Origin of the sequence: Kocuria sp. CPCC 205261 (genome assembly GCF_040981025.1) — a bacterium.
Taxonomy (GTDB): Bacteria; Actinomycetota; Actinomycetes; order Actinomycetales; family Micrococcaceae; genus Kocuria; species Kocuria marina.
The window spans coordinates 301,805-320,686 of the sequence record NZ_JAVKPU010000001.1; the positions used below are offsets into that span (position 1 = coordinate 301,805).

Annotated in this window: 11 protein-coding genes; all 11 read right to left on the bottom strand. The window is 68.3% G+C overall.

The window, feature by feature from the left end; all coding sequences use genetic code 11:
• Nucleotides 1-92 precede the first annotated feature (92 nt).
• The 11 genes from RF646_RS01435 to gcvP all read right to left on the bottom strand — a co-directional run bounded on the left by RF646_RS01435 (nt 93) and on the right by gcvP (nt 18,804).
• Entirely contained in the window at nt 93-881 is a 789-nt protein-coding gene (locus RF646_RS01435) for an alpha/beta fold hydrolase (protein ID WP_368835011.1), read from the bottom strand.
• Nucleotides 878-2,320, bottom strand: a complete 1,443-nt coding sequence (locus RF646_RS01440) for a lyase family protein (RefSeq protein ID WP_368835012.1) — start codon at nt 2,318-2,320, stop codon at nt 878-880. The genes RF646_RS01435 and RF646_RS01440 overlap by 4 nt, the downstream gene beginning before the upstream one ends.
• Nucleotides 2,320-2,892 (bottom strand): protocatechuate 3,4-dioxygenase subunit alpha, encoded by a 573-nt coding sequence (pcaG, locus tag RF646_RS01445; protein WP_368835013.1) that lies wholly within the window; start codon nt 2,890-2,892, stop codon nt 2,320-2,322. Before pcaG ends, RF646_RS01440 begins: the two co-directional genes overlap by 1 nt.
• Complete coding sequence (gene pcaH / locus RF646_RS01450) at nt 2,885-3,697, bottom strand: protocatechuate 3,4-dioxygenase subunit beta (protein ID WP_085106480.1); 813 nt, start codon at nt 3,695-3,697, stop codon at nt 2,885-2,887. Before pcaH ends, pcaG begins: the two co-directional genes overlap by 8 nt.
• Before the next feature lie 45 nt (nt 3,698-3,742).
• Nucleotides 3,743-4,942, bottom strand: a complete 1,200-nt coding sequence (locus RF646_RS01455) for a 4-hydroxybenzoate 3-monooxygenase (protein WP_368835014.1) — start codon at nt 4,940-4,942, stop codon at nt 3,743-3,745.
• Between the two features lie 188 nt (nt 4,943-5,130).
• Complete coding sequence (locus RF646_RS01460) at nt 5,131-5,907, bottom strand: IclR family transcriptional regulator (RefSeq protein ID WP_368835015.1); 777 nt, start codon at nt 5,905-5,907, stop codon at nt 5,131-5,133.
• Nucleotides 5,908-6,175: 268 nt separating this feature from the next.
• Nucleotides 6,176-10,066 carry a DNA-directed RNA polymerase subunit beta' gene (locus RF646_RS01465; RefSeq protein WP_064845224.1) on the bottom strand — a complete coding sequence of 1,297 codons (3,891 nt, stop codon included), beginning with the start codon at nt 10,064-10,066 and terminating at the stop codon, nt 6,176-6,178.
• 65 nt (nt 10,067-10,131) lie between these two features.
• Nucleotides 10,132-13,641, bottom strand: a complete 3,510-nt coding sequence (rpoB, locus tag RF646_RS01470) for a DNA-directed RNA polymerase subunit beta (RefSeq protein WP_131332461.1) — start codon at nt 13,639-13,641, stop codon at nt 10,132-10,134.
• A 239-nt stretch (nt 13,642-13,880) separates the two neighbouring features.
• A complete protein-coding gene (locus tag RF646_RS01475; protein WP_035959847.1) occupies nt 13,881-14,624 on the bottom strand; it encodes an MBL fold metallo-hydrolase in 744 nt (247 codons plus the stop codon).
• 134 nt (nt 14,625-14,758) lie between these two features.
• Entirely contained in the window at nt 14,759-15,904 is a 1,146-nt protein-coding gene (gene gcvT / locus RF646_RS01480; RefSeq protein WP_368835016.1) for a glycine cleavage system aminomethyltransferase GcvT, read from the bottom strand.
• Nucleotides 15,901-18,804: an aminomethyl-transferring glycine dehydrogenase gene (gcvP, locus tag RF646_RS01485; RefSeq protein ID WP_368835017.1), complete on the bottom strand. Its 2,904-nt coding sequence runs from the start codon at nt 18,802-18,804 to the stop codon at nt 15,901-15,903. Before gcvP ends, gcvT begins: the two co-directional genes overlap by 4 nt.
• Between the last annotated feature and the right edge of the window lie 78 nt (nt 18,805-18,882).

Consider the following 18,882-nt stretch of genomic DNA (forward strand, 5'->3'; position numbering starts at 1 on the left):
TGGCCCGTCATGCCGCGTCCCGTGAATCCGTGTCTCGTGCGCTTGCGGCTCCCCGCGGGTGCCGCGGATCGATCGAGCGCGCGTGGACCGCGTCAGCGCGCGGCCGCCACGAGCTCCGCGATCGTGTGGGCCACGAGCTCGGGTGCGGCCACAGGTACGAGGTGGGCGGCGTCGTCGACGACCTCACAGCGCGCGTGCAGCGCGTCCGCGAGACCCTGGGCGACGTCGGGCCCCACCATGGCGTCCTGCGCACCGGCCACGACTGCGGTGGGGACGGACGCGGGGCGCGTGCGCTCCCGCAGGTCGAAACCACCCAGCGCACGGCAGGCCGCGGCGTAACTGAACCGGTCCGTCCCCTGCAGGTCGTGCAGCAGCGGGGTCCCGCGTTCCGAGTGCTCGGCCAGGAAATCGGGGGCGAACCACGCCTTGGCACACCCGATCACCTGGGTGGGTGTGCCGGCACTCGCAACGAGCTCGGCGCGCTCGTGCCACATCCGCGGGTCCGGGAAGTAGTTGCTCGTGGCGATCAACGCCGCGGACGCCACCCGCTCAGGATCCTGGGCGAGCAATTGCTGCACCGCCGCTCCCCCGATCGAGGTCCCCGCCATGTGCCACGACCGCGCACCGGTGTGCTCGGTGACGGCGTCCGCCACGGCGCGGGCGAGTTCTCCGAGCGTGAATTCCTGCACGGGATCGCTGACCCCGTGGCCCGGAAGGTCCCAGCCGATCACGTGGAACCGCTCGGCCAGCAGCGGGGCCACGGCCGCGTAGAGATGGGTGACCGAGGTGCCCAGTGCGGGGCCGAGCACCACGAGGGGCGCACCCTCCGCGAGGTCCTGCGGTCGGGTGAATTCCACGAGTCCCGGTGCGGGAACCGTCATGCCGTCGTCCTTTCCTCGTGCCGGGCCACGGCCCGGTCACACAGTTCGCCCGACGCGCCCAGGTAACCGCGCGGGTCCAGCAGGCTCCGGACCCAGCGGGTCACGGACTGCGGATCCCCGACGGACATTCCCCCGGGCAGAGTCGGATCCTCTTCCGCCGCGATCTCCCGCGCCAGGGCGCTCGCGAGCGCGTCCGCGTCCCACGGCTCAGCGCGCACCGCGGCCTGCACGCGCTGCTTCGCGTTCTTGCCCTCGCGCTCGCTCAGCACCGGCGCGAGTGCCGCGCTCAGCCGTTCCGCCATCACGCCCGTTCCGGCGCGCTCGAGGTTCTGCGCCATGCGCTCGGTGTCCACCGTGAGCCCCCCGGCCAGCTCGGCAGCGTGCGACGACGCCGCGGTCGCCAGTACCGCGAGCTCGCGCAACGCGGCCCATTCGGCATGCCAGCCGCCGTCCGGGCGTTCGTCGTCCGCGGCGCTCGCACCCGCGAACACCTGGGACAGCAGCCCCGGGGCCGCGATGCCCGTGCGCTTGAGCAGCACGCTCAGCACGGGGTTCTGCTTCTGCGGCATGGCCGAGGAAACACCTCGCCCCTCCGCGGTGGGTTCGCGCAGCTCCCCCACCTCCGGCCGGGACATCATGAGGACGTCGTTGGCCATGCGGGCCAGTGCGGCGGTGGTCTGCGCGTAGCCGCTCGCGACCCGCAGCACCGGCACGCGGTCGGTGTGCCACACACCGTTCGGCAGCTCCAGGCCGAGCTCGTCCGCCCAGTGGCCCAGCAAATCGGTGACCCGCCCGAAGGTCTGCTCCGACGTTCCGCCGTCGGAGCAGCGGGCCATCGTGGCGGCCAGGCTCCCGGACGCCCCGCCGTACGACACGGGAAGCCGTGCGGCGAGTACGGCGTCCACGGCGTCGTCGACCGCTGCGAGCCACGAGGCGGCCTTGAGACCGAAAGAAATGGGGAGTGCGTGCTGGGTGAGGGTCCGTCCGACCATCACGGTGTCGCGGTGCTCAGCCACGATGCGAGCGAGAGCGTCCCCCGTGCGAGCGAGGTGCGCGAGGATGCTCGAGCGGACGTCACGCATCACCAGCGCGAGGGCCGTGTCCATGACGTCCTGGCTGGTCAACGAGGCGTGCACCGCACTAATCGGCGCGCCGTTCTCCTCGGTGACCGCTGCACGGTAGGCCGCGAGCAGGGGGATCACGGGATTGCCTCCGCCCTCGGACGCGACCGCGAGGTCGTTCAGGGCCGCTTCGTCGAGCGCCACGCTTTCAGCTGCGGCGTGGGCCGCCCGAGCGGCGCCGGGCACAACGAGCCCGGACCGCGACTGGGCCGCGACCCACGCGTCCTCCACACGGAGGATCGCGCGGGCCACGGCACGGTCGTCGGCGAGCTCTGCGGCTCGGTGGCTCCCCGGAGTGAGAAGACCGGTGAAGATCATCAGATCCCCGGGTAGGCCAGGAACACGGTCTCGCGTTCCCCCTGCAGGTGCACGTCGAAGTGCAACGAGCCGTCCGACTGACGCTCTGCGATCATCGTGGCGCGTTCGGCCTCGGACAGCGAGGACAGCAGCGGATCGTTGGTCAGTGCGTCCGTATCCTCGGGGAGGTACACGCGGGTGAACAGTCGGTTCAGCAGACCGCGCGCGAACACCGTGAGGCAGATGAACGGGGCCTTGCCGTCCTCGGTGGGGCCGGGGTTGACCGTGGTGAAGTCGTAGTGCCCCACGTTGTCCACCGCCACGCGGCCGAAACCGGTGAAGGTGTAGCCGTCCCGCTTGAGCGAACCGGGCTCCTGCGAGACCTGGCCGTTCTCGTCCGCCTGCCAGATCTCGAGCATGGAGTCCGGAACCGGCGTGCCGTGGCCGTCATACACCGTGCCGTGCAGGCGCACGGCGTTCGGGTGCGAACGGTCCACGAGGAACTCCCCGCCCTCGTAGGGCAGCGCGTAGCCGTAGAAGGGTCCGATGGTCTGGCCCGGGGTGGGCACCAGGCGCTCAGTGTTCTCAGACATTGCTGTCGTCCTCCGTCCAGGTTCGGTTCGAACCGCTCAGTACGATGTCCCAGCGGTAGCCGAGCAGCCATTCGTGCTCGGAGATGTCGTGGTCGTAGTCCGCCACGAGACGCTCGCGCGCCTTGGGGTCCACGATCGACTGGTAGATGGGGTCCAACGCGAACAGCGGGTCACCCGGGAAGTACATCTGGGTGATCATGCGCTGCGTGAAGTCCGTGCCGAACAGCGAGAAGTGCACGTGCGCGGGGCGCCACGCGTTGAGGTGGTTCTTCCACGGGTACGGGCCCGGCTTGATGGTGATGAACGAGTAGGAACCGTCGTCACCCGTCAGACAGCGGCCCACGCCCGTGAAGTTCGGGTCGATCGGGGCCGGGTGCTGATCGCGCTTGTGGATGTAGCGACCGGCGGCGTTGGCCTGCCAGATCTCCACGAGCTGGTTGCGCACGGGGCGGCCGTCGCCGTCCAGGATGCGCCCGGAGATCCGGATCCGCTCACCGATGGGCTCGCCGCCGTCCTGGATTGTCAGATCCGACTCCAGCGCGTGCACGTCCCGCTGGCCGAAGGCCGGCGCGTAGAGCTCGATGGTCTCCGGGTCCGCGTGACGGGGGTCCTTGGTGGGGTGACGCAGGATCGAGCTGCGGTACGGGGCGTAGTCCAGACGAGGCTGGGTCTCCTCCGTGCCAGCCTTCTCGTACTGCTTGCTGATGGCGGCCATCTCGTCGTTGAGTTGGTTCTGGGTGTCGGCGGCGTCGTCCGCGCCCTTGACGTACGGCGGGTCGAAGGTGTCGTCGTTCTCGGTGGTCATGATCATCTCCTTGGGTGAGTGGATCGGAGTCTGGGTCCGGTGTGCTCAGGTGCGGTCCTGCCAGCCGGTGTATGACTCGGCGAAGTAGCCCGAGCCGTACGTGGAGTTCGTGACGGTCTCGAACTCGCCCCGGCGGCGCTTCATGTTGAAGGGGTTCTCCCCCGGCTGGACGTGCATCAGGTTGGTGACCCAGTACGAGAAGTTCTGGGCCTTCCAGATCCGGTCCAGGGCCTTGGCGGAGTACCCGGCCAACCCGCGCTCGTCACCGGAACCGAAGAACTCAATGATCGCCGGCGCGAGCACCCGCACGTCGCAGAACGCGAGGTTCAGACCCTTGGCGCCCGTGGGCGGCACGGTGTGCCCGGCGTCCCCCACCAGGAACATGTTCCCGTAGCGCAGGGGCTCGCACACGTACGAGCGGAACGGCAGCACGGTTTTGTCGAAGATGGACCCGCGCTGCAGCTGCAACCCGTCCGGGCCGTCGATGCGCCGCTGCAACTCGGTCCAGATCCGCTCGTCGTCCCAGTCGTCCACGTTCTCGTTGGGGTCGCACTGGAAGTACATGCGCTGCACGGTGTCGCTGCGCTGCGAGATCAACGCGAAACCGTACTGCGAGTTCGCGTAGATCAGCTCGGGTGCCGACGGCGGCGCTTCGCACAGGATCCCGAACCACGCGAACGGGTACTCGATGAAATTGTCCGTGCGCACGTCCTGCGGGATCTGACGCTTGCAGATGCCCTTGGAACCGTCCGCGCCCACGAGCAGGCGGCTGCGGATCTCGAGCTTCTCGCCCTCCTTGGTGGTGCACAGCACCGTGGGCTGCTCCGTGGTCAGGTCCCGGACCTCGGTGTCCGTGACTTCCCAGCGCACGTCACCGCCGTCGCGCTCGCGCGCCGCCGCAAGATCCGCGAATACCTCGTTCTGGGGGTACAGCCACACGGACTGACCCACGAGCTTTTGGAAGTCGATGCGACGGCTCTCGCCCTCGAAGCGCAGCACGGTGCCCTCGTGCTCGTGGCCGTGCGACAGCACGCGCCCGTCCACGCCGGTCTCGGCGAGCATCTGCACGGTCCCCGCTTCGAGGATGCCCGCACGGTGGGTATTGGCGATCTCGTCGTGGCTGCGTTTCTCCACGACCACGTTGTCGATCCCGGCCCGGTACAACAGGTGGGAGAGCATCAGTCCGGCGGGCCCCGCCCCCACGATGGCCACCTGGGTGTCGATGATCGTTCGCTCCTCGAGCATGTGTCCTCCTTGCGCACGTCGTGGGTCACATTATGTTGGAGCCATATGGCGCGTATCTCATTGATTCCGTTCAATGGGACGGGGGCCGCGTCTGTGACGCGGGGTACGACATCGCTGCGGCCGGTACGCGGCTCCCCGTTGCGCCTTGGGCGGAGGTGTTTTCCGCGAAGATCACCCACACGGGGTTGTCAGAATGCCCCCAGGGCGCGGGAGATCCCGTGGCCAGCAACCCGTAACGTTTGCACGATGGCCGAGACATCTGGATCCCGCATGTCGCTCAGGGGCAGCACCGCTCCGAGGGCCGCTGCGCGGTGCCCCGGGGGGACCTTGAGCGGGACCGCCACTCCCCCACTGCCCTCGTCGATGCGTTCGCGCTGGATCGCATAACCGCGCTGCGCGAAGACCCCCAGGTCCGCCGCGAAGCGTTCCCTGCCCACGAGGGCACCGCCCGGTTCGTCCGCGACCGCCCGCGCCGCGGCGGCGTCATGGTACTGCGCGATGAACTCGTCCGAACAGTGGCACAACAGGGCGAGACCCGTGGCCGAGCGGTGCAGTGGAAGGCGTCCGGCGACGATCGAGCGCAGTGGGACCGCCGAGTCATTCGCGGCGATCCGCTCGGCGAACAGGACGTCGTGGCCCTCGATCACCCCCACGTGCACGTGTTGGCGCAACACCGCGTGCACGTCCGACATGAACGGGATCGCGACCGCCGCGAGGTTCTCGGCGGATGCCGCGCGGGACGCGAGCTCCCACAACCGGGTCCCCACCCGGTAGGTCTGCGCGGAACCGGACTCGAGCCACCTCGCGCGCTTCATGTCCCCCAGGATCCGGTGCACCGTGGAGGATGGCAACCCGGTGGCCGCGCAGATCTCGCGGAAGGTCAGCTCGGGACGCGCGGGGCCGAACGCGTTCAGGACGCGATCGAACCGGGTGATCAGTGATTCACCGGACGCCGAGTTGGCCATGCTTCGCCTCCGTTCATGGCTCCCGCGAAAGCCGAACCGCGGGATCCTTGCCCGCTCCAGCCTACGACCCCGCGGCCGTGCCTCTCCCGGCACGAGGCCGCGGCGAGGGTGGCCGCGACCGGGACGAACGCGTTCGGGTCGGTCGCAACCGGGGCGCGGTGGCCGGGTACCGCGCCGTCGTCCGGAACGGGTCCGGGTACGCGAGAGCCCGGGTGGCCCTCCCCGAAGGGAAGCCCACCCGGGCTCTCAGATCACACGCCTACTCGGCTCAGTGACCGCCGAAATCGTAGTCGTCCAGGGGGATCGCATGGAACTCGGAACCGAGCCCCCCGGCGTTCTCCTCGGCGTAGCTGAAATCGGTGAACGCGGAGGGATCCGTGAACATGGAGGCCTTGGCCTCCTCGGTGGGCTCCACGTCCACGCTGTTGTACCGCTCCAGACCGGTACCGGCGGGGATGAGCTTACCGATGATCACGTTCTCCTTCAGACCCAGAAGCGGATCCGACTTGCCCTCCATGGCGGCCTGCGTGAGCACACGGGTGGTCTCCTGGAAGGACGCGGCGGACAGCCACGAGTCCGTGGCCAGGGAGGCCTTGGTGATGCCCATGAGCTCCGGACGCCCGGCCGCGGGACGCTTGCCCTCCGCCACCGCGGCGCGGTTGGCCTCGAGGAAGCGCACGTTGTCCACCAGCTCACCCGGCAGCAACGAGGTGTCGCCGGACTCGATGATGGTCACGCGCCGCAGCATCTGGCGCACGATGACCTCCACGTGCTTGTCGTGGATGCCCACGCCCTGGGAGCGGTACACGCCCTGGACCTCATCCACGAGGTGCTTCTGCGCCTCACGAGGACCGCGGATACGCAGTACCTCCTTGGGGTCCACGGCACCGGTCACGAGCTGCTGACCGACCTCCACGTGATCGCCGTCCGCGACGAGCAGCTTGGCGCGGCGCAGCACCGGGTAGGCGAACTCCTCGTCACCGTTGTCCGGGACCACCACGATCTTCAGCGACTTGTCCGTGTCCTCGATGCGGATCCGGCCGGCCACCTCGGAGATGGGGGCCACGCCCTTGGGCGTGCGGGCCTCGAACAGCTCCTGGATACGGGGCAGACCCTGCGTGATGTCACCGTCCGAGGACGCCACACCACCGGTGTGGAACGTACGCATGGTCAGCTGGGTACCGGGCTCACCGATGGACTGGGCGGCCACGATGCCCACGGCCTCGCCGATGTCCACCAACTGGTTGGTGGCCAGCGAACGGCCGTAGCACGCGGCGCACACGCCCACGGCGGACTCGCACGTGAGGACCGAGCGCACGCGCACCTGGTCCACACCGGCGTTGTAGAGCTTGTTGATCATGGCGTCGGACATGTCCGCGCCCGCCTCGGCAAGCACTTCGCCGTTCTCGTCCGCCACGGCGCTGGCCAGCACGCGGCCGTGCACCGTGTTCTCGATGTCCTCGTGCAGCGTGCGCACACCGGTGTCGGTGATGTCCGCGAGCGGCAGGGTCAACCCGCGCACCGTCTGGCAATCGGACTCTCGCACGATCACGTCCTGCGAGACGTCCACCAGACGACGGGTCAGGTAACCCGAGTTGGCGGTACGCAGAGCGGTGTCCGCGAGGCCCTTACGCGCACCGTGGGTCGCGATGAAGTACTCCAACACGGACAGGCCCTCACGGTAGGAGGACTTGATCGGTCGGGGCATGATCTCGCCCTTGGGGTTCGCCACCAGACCACGGATACCCGCGATCTGACGCACCTGCATCCAGTTACCACGTGCACCGGAGGAGACCATCCGGTTGATCGTATTCCCGGCGGTCAGGTTGTTGCGCATGGCCTCGGCGACCTCGTCGGTGGCCTTGGACCAGATGTCGATGAGCTCGGAGCGGCGCTCGTCGTCGTCGATCAGACCCTTGTCGTACTGGCCCTGGATCCGCGCGGCCTGCGCCTCGTAGCCCTCCATGATGGCGGGCTTCTCCGGCGGGGTGGCGATGTCCGAGATGGCCACGGTGACACCCGAGCGGGAGGCCCAGTGGAAGCCGGCGTCCTTGAGGTTGTCCAAGGTCTTGGCCACCTGGGTCATGGGGTAACGCTCTGCGAGGTCGTTCACGAGCGCGGACAGGTGCTTCTTGTCCGCGACGTTCTCGTCCCACGGGTAGTCGGCAGGCAGCGTCTCGTTGAACAGCACGCGACCGAGCGTGGTCTCCACGACGGCGGGCTGACCTTGCTCCCAGCCCTCGGGCGCTTCCCACCCGGCGTACGGCACGAAGTCCTCGAGCTCGATCTTGCAGCGCGAGTTCAGGTGGAGCTCACCGGAGTCCGCGGCCATGATGGCCTCGGCCACGGAGGAGTAGCTGTTGCCCTCCCCGGCCCAACCCTCACGCACGGTGGTGAGGTGGTACAGGCCGATGATCATGTCCTGCGAGGGCAGGGCGATCGGCTTGCCGTCCGAGGGCTTGAGGATGTTGTTCGAGGACAGCATCAGCACACGCGCCTCGGCCTGCGCCTCCGGAGACAGCGGCAGGTGCACGGCCATCTGGTCACCGTCGAAGTCGGCGTTGAACGCGCCGCACACGAGCGGGTGCAGCTGGATGGCCTTGCCCTCCACGAGCTGCGGCTCGAACGCCTGGATGCCCAGACGGTGCAGGGTCGGTGCGCGGTTGAGCAGCACGGGGTGCTCCGTGATGACCTCTTCCAGCACGTCCCACACCTGCGGGCGGTAGCGCTCCACCATCCGCTTGGCGGACTTGATGTTCTGCGCGTGGTTGAGGTCCACGAGGCGCTTCATCACGAAGGGCTTGAACAGCTCCAACGCCATCTGCTTGGGCAGACCGCACTGGTGCAGCTTCAGCTGCGGGCCCACCACGATCACGGAACGACCGGAGTAGTCCACGCGCTTGCCCAGCAGGTTCTGACGGAAGCGGCCCTGCTTGCCCTTGAGCATGTCGGACAGCGACTTCAACGCACGGTTGCCGGGGCCCGTGACCGGGCGACCGCGGCGGCCGTTGTCGAACAGCGAGTCCACGGCCTCCTGGAGCATGCGCTTCTCGTTGTTCACGATGATCTCGGGCGCACCGAGGTCCAGCAGCCGCTTGAGTCGGTTGTTGCGGTTGATCACACGACGGTAGAGGTCGTTGAGATCGGACGTCGCGAACCGGCCACCGTCCAGCTGCACCATGGGGCGCAGTTCCGGCGGGATCACCGGGACGGCGTCCAGCACCATGCCGAGCGGCGAGTTGTCCGTGGTCAGGAACGCGTTGACCACCTTGAGGCGCTTGAGGGCGCGGGTCTTGCGCTGACCCTTGCCCGTGGCGATGGTCTCGCGCAGGGCCTCGGCCTCCGCGGCGAGATCGAAGGTCTCGAGGCGCTTCTTGATGGACTCGGCGCCCATGGAACCCTCGAAGTACATGCCGTAGCGGTCCACCATCTGGCGGTACAGGGCCTCGTCACCCTCGAGGTCGTTGACCTTGAGGTTCTTGAAACGGTCCCAGACCTTCTCGAGGTAGTCGATCTCACGATCGGCGCGCTTGCGCACGTTCGCCATCTGACGGTCCGCGGAGTCACGCAGCTTGCGCTTTTCGGCGGCCTTGCCGCCCTCCTCCTCGACGCGCGCGAGATCGTTCTCGAGGTCACGGGCGATCGCGTTGATGTCCGCGTCCCGGGTGTCCTCGAGCTGCTTCTTCTCACGGTCGATCGCGGCCTGCAGGTTGGGCAGGTCGTCGTGACGTGCCTGCTCGTCCACGGACGTGATCATGTACGCCGCGAAGTAGATGACCTTCTCGAGGTCCTTCGGGGCGAGGTCCAGCAGGTATCCCAAGCGCGAGGGCACGCCCTTGAAGTACCAGATGTGGGTCACGGGAGCGGCGAGCTCGATGTGACCCATCCGCTCACGACGCACCTTGGCGCGCGTGACCTCCACGCCGCAGCGCTCGCAGATGATGCCCTTGTAGCGCACACGCTTGTACTTACCGCAGTAGCACTCCCAGTCCCGGGTGGGGCCGAAGATCTTCTCGCAGAACAAGCCGTCCTTCTCAGGCTTGAGCGTGCGGTAGTTGATGGTCTCGGGCTTCTTGACCTCGCCGTAGGACCAGCCGCGGATCTGATCCGCGGTCGCGAGGCCGATACGCATGAGGCCCAGTGAAGAATCGTTGGACATAAGGTCCTGTCCCTCTTTCTAAAATCCTGAAGTGTGTTCGGGCTGATCGATGAACGAAAGGGGTCTCAGACCTCTTCGACCGAGCTGGGCTCGGAGTGGGAGAGGTCGATACCGAGTTCGTCCGCAGCCCGGAAGCTGTCGTCCTCGGAATCACGCATTTCCACCGCGTTACCGTCCGCGGAGAGGACCTCCACGTTCAGGCACAGGGACTGCATTTCCTTGATGAGCACCTTGAAGGATTCGGGCACACCCGGTTCAGGGATGTTCTCGCCCTTGACGATCGCCTCGTACACCTTGACGCGGCCGTGGACGTCGTCCGACTTGACGGTGAGCAGTTCCTGCAGGGTGTAGGCCGCGCCGTACGCCTCGAGCGCCCACACCTCCATCTCACCGAAACGCTGACCGCCGAACTGCGCCTTACCGCCCAGCGGCTGCTGGGTGATCATGGAGTACGGGCCGGTGGAGCGCGCGTGGATCTTGTCGTCCACCAGGTGGTGGAGCTTCAAGATGTACTGGTAGCCCACAGACACGGGGTCCGGGAACGGCTGACCGGAACGGCCGTCGTAGAGCTTGGCCTTGCCGGAACGCCCGATCAAGCGGTCACCGTCCCGCGTGGGGTTGGTGTGGTCCAGCAGGTCGAAGATCTCGTCCTCGCGAGCGCCGTCGAACACCGGGGTGGCCACGTTAGTGGGACCGGTGGACTTCGGGAAGTTGCTCAAACCGTGCAGCCACTCGGGGTCGCCCTCGATGTTCCAGCCCTGCTTGGCGAGCCAGCCGGTGTGGACCTCGAGCACCTGGCCCAGGTTCATACGACCGGGCACGCCCAGCGGGTTCAGGATCACGTCCACGGGGGTGCCGTCCTCCATGAACGGCATGTCCTCGATGGGCAGGATCTTGGAGATGACGCCCTTGTTGCCGTGACGACCGGCGAGCTTGTCGCCGTCCGTGATCTTACGCTTCTGCGCCACGTACACGCGCACGACCTGGTTGACGCCGGCCGGGAGGTCGTCGTCCTCGTCGTCGCGGTCGAACACGCGCACACCGATCACGGTGCCGGACTCGCCGTGGGGAACCTTGAGGGAGGTGTCACGGACCTCGCGGGACTTCTCACCGAAGATCGCGCGCAGCAGCCGCTCCTCCGGGGTCAGTTCGGTCTCGCCCTTGGGCGTGACCTTACCCACGAGGATGTCACCGGCCTGGACCTCGGCACCGATGTGGATGATGCCGCGCTCGTCCAGGGCGGAGAGCACCTCTTCCGACACGTTGGGGATGTCACGGGTGATCTCCTCGGCACCGAGCTTGGTGTCGCGGGCGTCGATCTCGTGCTCCTCGATGTGGATGGACGTCAGGACGTCCTCGGAGACCATGCGCTGGGACAGGATGATGGCGTCCTCGTAGTTGAGGCCTTCCCAGGACATGTACGCGATCAGCAGGTTCTTGCCCAGTGCGAGTTCACCGTGGTCGGTGGAGGGTCCGTCCGCGATCACGGTGCGGGGCTCCACGCGGTCGCCCTCGGAGACGATCACGCGCTGGTTGTACGTGTTGCCCGGGTTCGAGCGCACGAACTTGTTGATCGGGTAGAGCTTGGTGGTGCCGTCGTCGTTCAGGACGGTCACGAGGTCCGCGGAGACTTCCTCGACCACGCCGGACTTGGTGGCCAGCACCGAGTCGCCGGCGTCCAGGGCCGCGTAGCGCTCCATACCTGTGCCCACGAGCGGCGCCTCGGACGTGAGCAGCGGCACGGCCTGACGCTGCATGTTGGCGCCCATGAGCGCGCGGTTGGCGTCGTCGTGCTCGAGGTACGGGATCAGGGCGGTGGCCACCGACACCATCTGGCGCGGGGACACGTCCATGAACTCGATGTCCGTGGGGGCCACGAGCACCGCTTCACCCGAGCCGTCGGAGGCACGCGCGAGGACGGCATCCTCGGCGAAGCGACCGTCGTCGGTCAACGGGGCGTTGGCCTGCGCAATGGTGAGCCCGCGCTCGTCGTCCGCGGTGAGGTAGACGACGTCGTTGGTTACGGTGCCGTCCACGACGCGGCGGTAGGGCGTCTCGATGAAACCGAACGGGTTGATCCGCGCGTAGGTCGCGAGCGAACCGATCAGACCGATGTTCGAGCCTTCCGGCGTCTCGATCGGGCACATGCGGCCGTAGTGCGAGGGGTGCACGTCACGGACCTCCATGCCCGCGCGATCGCGGGAAAGGCCACCCGGACCCAGCGCGGATAGACGACGCTTGTGCGTGAGGCCCGCGAGCGGGTTGTTCTGGTCCATGAACTGCGACAGCTGGGAGGTCCCGAAGAACTCCTTGATCGCGGCCACGACCGGGCGGATGTTGATCAGGGTCTGCGGCGTGATCGCCTCGACGTCCTGGGTGGTCATCCGCTCGCGCACCACGCGCTCCATGCGGGACAGACCCGTGCGGATCTGGTTCTCGATCAGCTCGCCCACCGCGCGGATGCGACGGTTGCCGAAGTGGTCGATGTCGTCCACGTCCACGTGGATCTCACGGGCCTCGCCGTCACGCGTACCGGGCATGGTGGAGCCGCCGTCGTGCAGGGTCACGAGGTAGCGGATCATGGCGACGATGTCGTCGAGGGACAGCACCGAGGCGTCCGAGTCCGTGAACGGCTTGTCCAGACCGAGCTTGCGGTTGAGCTTGTAGCGGCCCACCTTGGCGAGGTCGTAGCGCTTGGGGTTGAAGTACATGTTGTCCAGCAGGGACTGGGCGGCGTCCACCGTGGGCGGCTCCCCCGGGCGCAACTTGCGGTAGATGTCCAGCAGCGCCTCCTCGCGGGTCTCCGTGGTGTCCTTCTCCAGCGTCGCGCGGATGGAGTCGAACTCGCCGAACTCCTCAAGGATCTTCGACTCGGTCCAGCCCAGCGCCTTGAGCAGCACGGTCACGGACTGCTTGCGCTTGCGGTCCAGGCGCACACCCACCTGATCGCGCTTGTCGATCTCGAGCTCGAACCACGCACCGCGGGACGGGATGATCTTGGCGGAGTAGATGTCCTTGTCGGACGTGCGGTCCTGGCCCTTCTCGAAGTAGGCACCCGGGGAACGCACGAGCTGGGAGACGACGACGCGCTCGGAGCCGTTGATCACGAACGTGCCCTTGTCGGTCATCAGGGGGAAGTCGCCCATGAACACGGTCTGCTGCTTGATCTCGCCCGTGTTGTTGTTCATGAACTCGGCCTTGACGTACAGCGGGGCCGAGAAGGTCGCGTCGCGGTCCTTGCACTCGACCATTGTGTACTTGGGGTCGTAGAACTCCGGCTCGGAGAAGGACAGGGACATGGTGCCCTGGAAGTCCTCGATCGGGGAGATCTCCTCGAAGATGTCGGACAGACCGGAGGTCGTAGGAACGCTGGTGTCACCCGTCTCCTGGGCTTCGACCACGCGTGCCTGCCAGCGCTCGTTGCCGACCAGCCGATCGAAGCTGTCGGTCTGCAGAGCAAGCAGGTTGGGGACGTCCAGCGGTTCGTGGATCTTCGCGAAGGAAACGCGGCGAGGAGTGTTATCACTCGTGGGGTGGTTGGCGGAGACGTTCGTATCGGTGCTCGAGGCGACCAAGATGTGATCCTTCCACAGACATGCAGTGAATACGCGAGGTTCCCGGGGAGAGAAAAAGGGGCCGGTTTTCGATGCTCGTCGACAACGGCCCCTGCGGCGCCCACCGCTATATGAAGGCACGCATGCATAAGGGACAACGCAAAGTACTAGCTTAGGCGAACTGCGCCCGTTTGTCCACACCGGTGCTGGACGAAATCCCGTCCGGGCCGTAAGATGCCCGCCCCTCGGGCGGCGCCCCCTCAGGCGACCCCGTTCTCCCGGGCCAGTTCGACGGCGCGTCCCACTCCTTCACGCCACGGGTCGCCGTGTCCGGGCAGCACCAGGGTGGCTCCCGTGACCTCGAGTGCGGCGAGGGATTCCACGGCCATCGCGCTGTCCGCGGTGGCGGCGCGAGCCACGATGCGGGGGCCCGTGAGACCCGAGTAGGGGTCCAGGGTCACGAGCGCGTCCCCCGATATCACGGCGTCCGCTGTGGGGACGTACAGCGCGCAGTGCCCGTACGTGTGGCCCGCAGTGAACACGACCCGCGGGCGGCCCGGGACGGGGACGGTCTCCCCCGCGGTCAGCTCGCGGGTCACGGTCACGCCCCGCACCATCGCGGCGCCACCGGCGATCATGGACGCGAGGATCGGCACGGCGCGCGGGTGACGCAGCGGGTAGACGGCCGTGGGGTTCTCGTGCGCGTAGCTGTAAGGGTGTGCCGCGAGGTGCTTGTCCCGCTGGTGGGCGTAAACGGGAATCCCGAGCCGGTCCACGAGTTTCGCGGCGACCCCCACGTGGTCGAAGTGCGCATGGGTCAACACGAGCGCTTTGATGTCCTCCGGGGCGTGGCCGAGTTCACGCACGGCCCACCCGAGTTCGTTCCACACCCTGGGCAGACCGGCGTCCACGACCGTGAGGCCGTCCGAGTCCTCCAGGACATAGCAGTTCACGTTGTGGTTCTGGATCATATGGATCCCGGGGGCGACGTCGCGCAGGAACACGGCGTTCTCCTTGTCCGTCCCGCCCCGATCACACGGGGCGGGACCCTCACCGGCCCGCGCGGTCCTCGGAACGTGCACGGCGGAGCGGGCCTGCCTAGAGACTACTCCGGGCGGCTCGCTCCCCACACCACCCTTCAGGACCGCTTGTAGAAGGGCAGCGCGGTGCGCGTGACCTCCACGGCGCGCCCGCGTGCGTCCTGGACGCTCACCTCACCGGCGTCGATCTCGTCGACGGCGTCCGTGGCCACGAGCGCCATGGCCACCGGCTTGCCCAGCGTGGGCGAGGGCAGCCCGCTCGTCACCTCACCCACGGTGCGCTCCCCCACATGCACGGTGTAGCCCGCGCGCACGGGTTTGCGACCCAGGCCCTCCAGACCGATTAGGGTGCGTTCGGGCGTGCCTTCCAGCATCGCCGCGAGCACGTCCCCGCCGACCGTGGTGGTGCCGGCCTCCGCCTTCTTGCGCAGGGCGATCTCCACGAGCTTGCCGAGTCCCGCTTCGACCGGGGTGATCTCCGTGGACAGTTCGTGACCGTACAGCGGCATCCCGGCCTCGAGCCGCAGGGAGTCGCGCGCCGCGAGACCCGCCGCTCCCACGGGGGCCTCCTCCGTGCCGAGCTCGGCCGCGGTCGCCAGGAGCGCGTCCCACAGCACGGGCGCGTCCTGGTTGTCGCAGTACAGTTCGAAACCGTCCTCGCCCGTGTACCCGGTGCGGGCCACGAGCACGGCCACGTCCGCGCAGCGTGCGCGCACGCACGCGTAGTACTTCAGCGCGGCGACGTCCTCGGCCGGTTCCAAGCGCGTGGCCTCGAGCACCTCGAGGGCGCGCGGACCCTGGACGGCGATCAGCGACGTCGCCGGACCGTTGTCCGTGACGCGCACGTCGAAGCCCTGGGCGCGCTCCTGGAGCGCACGCACGACCGTCTCCTGGTTGCCCGCGTTCGGCACCACGAGGTACTCGTCCTCGTCCGTACGGTAGGTAATGAGGTCGTCCAGGATCCTGCCCTGTTCGTCCACGATGATCGAGTACTTGGCGCGGCCCACCGTGAGCCCGGAGAGCACACCCACGAGGGCGTAGTCCAGGAACGCGCCGGCCTGCGGACCCGAGACCGAGACCTCCCCCATGTGGGACAGGTCGAAGATCCCGGCGCCGCGGCGCACCGCGTGGTGCTCGGCGGTGTCGCTCGCGTAGCGCACGGGCATGGTCCAGCCACCGAAGTCGGTGAACCGCGCCCCCAACCGCTCGTGGGCCTCGTACAGTGCGGTGTGCTGCTCGCTCATCGAGTCTCCTCCTGTGCTACTGCTGCGGTGTTGTACGCGGCGTCGAACGCCTCGATGGGCGGGCACTCGCACACGAGGTTGCGGTCCCCCGCGGCGTTGTCGATCCGGCCCACGGGGGGCCAGTACTTGACCCGGCGCAGGGACGCGACCGGGTAGGCGGCCTGCGAGCGCGGGTAGGCGCGCTGCCACTCGTCCGCGGTGAGCACTTGGGCGGTGTGCGGGGCGTTGCGGATCACGGAGTCCTCGAGGGACACGGTGCCGTCCGCGATCTCCTGCATCTCCGCGTGGATCGTGCGCATCGCGGCGATGAACCGGTCCTGCTCCTCGAGGCCCTCGGACTCGGTGGGCTCGACCATCAGGGTCCCGGCGACCGGGAACGCGAGCGTGGGCGCGTGGAATCCGAAGTCCACGAGGCGCTTGCACACGTCCTCGGCCGTGACGCCGGAGGCCTTGGTCATGGGGCGCAGGTCCAGGATGCACTCGTGGGCCACGAGCCCGCCGTCCCCGGTGTACAGCGTGGGGAACACGTCCGCGAGCGCGCGGGAGATGTAGTTGGCCCCGAGCACCGCGGTGCGCGTGGACTCGGTCAGCCCCTGCGCGCCCGTCATGGCGATGTACATCCACGTGATGGGCAGAACCCCCGCGGAACCGTAGGGAGCCTGCGCCACGGGGAAGCCCGCGCCGTGCTCGTCCAGGTCCGCGTCCGCCGGGTTGCCCGGCAGGTACGGCACGAGGTGTTCAGCCACGGCCACGGGACCCACACCGGGCCCGCCGCCGCCGTGCGGGATGCAGAAGGTCTTGTGCAGGTTCAGGTGGGAGACGTCCCCGCCGAAGCGGCCGGGCCGTGCCAGCCCCATGAGCGCGTTGAGGTTCGCGCCGTCCACGTAGACCTGACCACCGGCGTCGTGTACCGCGGCGCACACCTCGGTGATGTCCGTGTCGTAGACGCCGTGGGTCGAGGGGTAGGTGACCATGATGCCCGCGAGCTCGTCCCCCACCGCCTCGATCTTGGCCGCGAGGTCCGCCTGATCGATCGTGCCGTCCGCGGCGGTCGCCACGACCACGACCTTGAGGTCCGCGAGCACGGCCGACGCCGCGTTGGTCCCGTGCGCGGAGGACGGGATGAGGATCGTCTTGCGCTGGCCCTCGCCGCGGGCCAGCTGGTACCGCCGGATGGCCAGCAGACCCGCGAGTTCACCCTGCGAACCGGCGTTGGGCTGCACGGACACCGCCGCGTAGCCGGTGATCTCCGCGAGCCATGTCTGCAACTGCTCGATCAGTTCGGTCCAGCCCTGGGTCTGATCCGCAGGGGCCAACGGGTGGATACTCGCGAACTCGGGCCACGAGATGGGTTCCATCTCCGCCGCCGCGTTGAGCTTCATGGTGCACGAGCCCAGCGGGATCATGGTGCGGTCCAGCGCCAGGTCCTTGTCGGAGAGTTCGCGCAGCCACCGCATGAGCGAGGTCTCGGAGCGGTGCGTGTGGAAGACCGGGTGGGTCATGTACTCGTCCGTGCGCAGCCACTCGTCCGGCAGTGCGTCCACGCTCGCGGCTTCCCCGGAGTCCGAGGTGCGCGCGCCGCACGCCTCGGACACCGCGGTGAGCACGTCCTGGACGTCCCGCTGCGTATGGGGTTCACCGAAGCTCACGCCCACCGTGTCCTGGTCGATGCGGCGGAGGTTGATCCCGCGGTCCGCGGCCGCGGCCACGATGCCGTCCGCCCGGCCCGGCGCGGAGAAGGTCACGGTGTCGAAGAACCGCTCGTGGGCGACGTCGATCCCGCGCTCCCGCAACCCGGCGGCGAGCTCCGTGGCGAGACCGTGCAGCCGCTCGGCGAGGGCACGCAGTGCGACGGGACCGTGGTGCACCGCGTAGGCCGCGGCCACGATCGCGAGCAGGGCCTGTGCCGTGCAGATGTTGGAGGTCGCCTTCTCGCGTCGGATGTGCTGCTCACGTGTCTGCAGCGCGAGCCGGTACGCGGGTGCGCCCGAGGAGTCGGTGGACACCCCCACGATGCGCCCCGGCAGGGAGCGTTCGGTACCCTTGCGGGTCGCCATGAACGCGGCGTGCGGGCCCCCGAAGAACAGGGGCACCCCGAAGCGCTGGGCCGAACCGACCGCGATGTCCGCGCCCAGCTCACCCGGGCTGCGCAGCATGGTCAAGGCGAGCAGGTCGGTGCTCACGGTCACGAGCGCGCCCGCCTCGTGCGCGGCGTCGATCACCGCGGTGGGATCCGTGACGTCCCCGTCCGCACCGATCTGCGCGACGACGACGCCGAAGACGTCACCCTCCGAGACCGCCCGCGCGGCGGCGTCGGGATCACCGAGGTCCGCCGTGACAAGCTCGATACCCGCGGCACGGGTGCGGCCCGTGAGCACGGCGAGGGTCTGGGGCAGGCTGCGGCTGTCCACGAGCACGCGCAGGCTCTTGGATCGGCGGTTGGCGCGGCGCATCATGAGCACGGCCTCCGCCACGGCGGAGGACTCGTCCAGCAGGGACGCGTTGGCCACCTCGAGGCCGGTGAGGTCGATCACCGCGTTCTGGAACGTGAGCAGCAGCTCGAGCCGGCCTTGGGAGATCTCGGGCTGGTACGGCGTGTAGGACGTGTAGAACCCGGGGTTCTCCAGGATGTTGCGACGGACCGCTGCGGGCGTCACGGTGTCGTGGTAGCCCTGCCCGATCATCTGGCGCATCACGGTGTTGCGCGCGGCGATCGAGCGCAGGGCTGCGAGGGCCTCGGGCTCGTCGAGGGGTTCCGGCAGGTCCAGGGCGTCCCGGACACGGATGCTCTCGGGGACGGCGCGGTCGATCAGTTCGTCGAGACCGGCCACCCCCACGGTGCGGAGCATGACGGCCATGTCATCGGCGTCGGGGCCGATGTGGCGTGACAGGAAGGACATACGAGGGTCTCCTGGGCTGCTTGTGGGCGCGCGAGGGCCCGGTGAGTCCTCCCCGCTCTGTATCGCAACCTGAGAGAT